Source organism: Inquilinus limosus MP06 (assembly GCF_000767795.1).
In the GTDB taxonomy this organism is placed as follows: Bacteria; Pseudomonadota; Alphaproteobacteria; order DSM-16000; family Inquilinaceae; genus Inquilinus; species Inquilinus limosus_E.
Genome location: NZ_JANX01000806.1, coordinates 1 through 2,087, shown reverse-complemented (window position 1 = coordinate 2,087; position 2,087 = coordinate 1). Strand labels below are relative to the sequence as shown.

Below are 2,087 nucleotides of genomic sequence, written 5' to 3'. Positions count from 1 at the left end.
ATTACCCAAATGAAAGGCCGTTCGAGACTGCGCTGGCGTGAGTCGGCTGGCGGTGGCGTCGAGAACCGGAGCGCAACGCACATTTGGTGCGTGAGCACCGGAAGCGGAGACGCCGCCGTCAGACGGCCGCGCCAGCAGCAGTATCGGACGGACTCGTGAAAAGCGGGCCCGAAGGCCCGCTTCCCCCGCACGCACTGAGAAGGCGGAGCTTAATCCAGCCCTTCGAACAGCGCGGTCGACAGGTAGCGCTCGGCGATCGACGGCACGATCACGACGATCTTCTTGCCCTCGTTCTCCGGCCGGGCGCCGACCTCGAGCGCCGCGGCCAGGGCGGCGCCGGAGGAGATGCCGGCCGGCAGCCCCTCGAGCTTGGCGACCTGGCGGGCGACCTGGAAGGCCCGCTCGTTCGAGATTCGCACGACCTCGTCGATGACCTTGGTGTTCAGGATCCCGGGCACGAAGCCGGCGCCGATGCCCTGGATCTTGTGCGGGCCCGGGTTGCCGCCGGACAGCACCGGGCTGTCCTCGGGCTCCACCGCGATCGCCTTGAAGCCCGGCTTGCGCTGCTTGATCACCTCGGCCACGCCGGTGATGGTGCCGCCGGTGCCGACGCCGGAGATCAGGATGTCGACGCCGCCATCGGTGTCGTTCCAGATCTCCTCGGCCGTGGTGCGGCGGTGCACCTCGGGGTTGGCCGGGTTCTCGAACTGCTGCGGGATGATCGCGTTCGGGATGGTCTGGACCAGCTCCTCGGCCTTGGCGATCGCCCCCTTCATGCCCTTCGGGCCCTCGGTCAGGTGCAGCTCGGCGCCCAGCAGCTTCAGCATCTTGCGCCGCTCGACCGACATGGTCTCCGGCATGGTCAGGATCAGGCGATAGCCCTTGGCCGCGGCGACGAAGGCCAGCGCGATGCCGGTGTTGCCCGAGGTCGGCTCGATCAGGGTGCTGACGCCCGGCTTGATCTTGCCCGCGGCCTCCAGCGCCTCGATCATCGCCAGGCCGATGCGGTCCTTCACGCTCGACAGCGGGTTGAAGAACTCCAGCTTGGCCAGGATGTCGGCCTTGGCGTCATGGGCCGCAGCCAGCTTCTTCACCCGCACCAGCGGGGTCGCGCCGATGGTGTCGAGGATCGAGTCGTAGATCTTGCCTCGGAACTCGGTCTTCCCGGCGGTGGAAGAGGACATATTACTCTCCAAGGGCGTTAAATTGGTTGATCAACATTTATACGCGCCGGCCCTGGAGAAGGCCAGACGCTCGGATCGGCGCAGGAAGGCCTAGATCGAGAAGTCGACCGGCGCGGCGCGTTCCCGCGGGATGCCCTTGTCGCGGGCCTGGTTCGACAGGTCCTCGATGCTCAGGGCATCGAGCTTCTTGACCGCCTCCTCCTGCAGCTCGGCCCAGAGGGGGCGGACGATCTCCTGCCCCAGCCGCGATCCCGGCGGCAGCGCGTCCTCGTCATCGGCCGCGGTCTCCAGCGAGCGGATGGCGCGCACGATCTCGCCGACGGTGATGCGCCGGCGCTCCCGCGCCAAACGATAGCCGCCGCGTGGCCCGCGCACCCCGGTCAGGATGTCGACCCGCACCAGTTGCTGCAGCACCTGCTCCAGATACCGGCGCGGGATGCCCTGGCGCTTGGTGATCTCGGCGCTCTGCACCGGCGTGTCGACGGCGTTGTAGGCGATGTCGAGAACCGCCTCGATCGCGAACAGCATCTTCTTCGGCAGTCGGAACATCCCTCAGGCTCCCGTTCCGGTGGATCCATAGCCGCCCGTGCCGCGGGCGGTGGCGTCGAGGCTCCGCTGCTCCTCCCAGATGACGGTCGCGTGGCGGGCCACGACCATCTGGGCGATGCGCATGCCCCGGGTGATGGCGACCGGCTCGTCGCCATGGTTGATCAGCACCACGCCGATCTCGCCTCGATAGTCGGAATCGATCGTGCCGGGCGCGTTGACGATGGTGATGCCGTGCTTGAAGGCGAGGCCGGAGCGCGGGCGCACCTGCGCCTCCCAGCCGCGCGGCAGGGCGATGGCGATGCCGGTCGGGATCATCGCCCGGCGCCCGGGCGCCACCGTCACCGGCTCCGCCAC

The 2,087-nt window shown here is 68.5% G+C and carries 3 protein-coding genes; all 3 read right to left on the bottom strand.

The window, feature by feature from the left end; all coding sequences use genetic code 11:
* Positions 1-209: 209 nt before the first annotated feature.
* Positions 210-1,184 carry a cysteine synthase A gene (gene cysK / locus P409_RS32620; protein WP_034848451.1) on the bottom strand — a complete coding sequence of 325 codons (975 nt, stop codon included), beginning with the start codon at positions 1,182-1,184 and terminating at the stop codon, positions 210-212.
* A 90-nt stretch (positions 1,185-1,274) separates the two neighbouring features.
* The gene (locus P409_RS32615; protein ID WP_034848448.1) at positions 1,275-1,733 is read right to left on the bottom strand and encodes an RrF2 family transcriptional regulator; all 459 of its coding nucleotides are present in this window, start codon (positions 1,731-1,733) and stop codon (positions 1,275-1,277) included.
* A gap of 3 nt (positions 1,734-1,736) precedes the next feature.
* Positions 1,737-2,087 (bottom strand): dUTP diphosphatase (gene dut, locus P409_RS32610; protein WP_034848445.1); only part of this gene is annotated, 351 nt, incomplete at its 5' end.